The following is a 458-nucleotide window of genomic DNA, read 5'->3' on the forward strand; positions in this document are numbered from 1 at the left end:
GAGCAGCGCGACGGTGCCGCCTTTGCCAAGGCGATGGCAGACAACGGCGTGATCATCGGCCGCAGCTGGCCGATCTGGCCGCAGCGCGTGCGCGTGACCGTCGGCACCGAGGACGAGATGGCCGCGTTCCGCGGGGCATTTGCCAAGGTCGCCGGCGTACCGGCCTGACCCTGTTGGTGGGGGCGAACCTTGGTTCGCCCCATCCACGCATGGCGTGGATCTACTGTTGTGGGTGCCGACCGCTGGTCGGGGTGGGTGCCGACCGTTGGTCGGCACACCATGGCGCTCACCAGCGCGGGGTCTTGGTCAGCGGCGGCGCCTGGTGCTGGCGATCATAGGCACGCAGTTCGTCACGGATGTGCGCGATGCGCTGCCGGCCGAGAGCGTTGCGGCTGTCGTCCAGCACCACGCCGTCGAGCAGCTCGGCCATGCGCTGCACGGTGGGCAGCATCTTCTCC

1 protein-coding gene is annotated in these 458 nt (G+C 69.4%); it reads right to left on the reverse strand.

Translation table 11 applies throughout. The features are described 5' to 3' along the window. Positions 1 to 286: 286 nt before the first annotated feature. Positions 287 to 451, reverse strand: a complete 165-nt coding sequence (locus FMQ63_RS38815) for a cell division protein ZipA C-terminal FtsZ-binding domain-containing protein (RefSeq protein WP_368667218.1) — start codon at positions 449 to 451, stop codon at positions 287 to 289. Positions 452 to 458: the final 7 nt, after the last annotated feature.

The organism is Myxococcus sp. CA005 (assembly GCF_006518205.1).
GTDB lineage: Bacteria > Myxococcota > Myxococcia > Myxococcales > Myxococcaceae > Myxococcus > Myxococcus xanthus.

What these genes read in the sequence shown, in the direction of transcription:
- FMQ63_RS38815 (WP_368667218.1), bottom strand. Translation starts at nt 451, where the DNA reads ATGCTGCCCACCGTGCAGCGCATGGCCGAGCTGCTCGACGGCGTGGTG.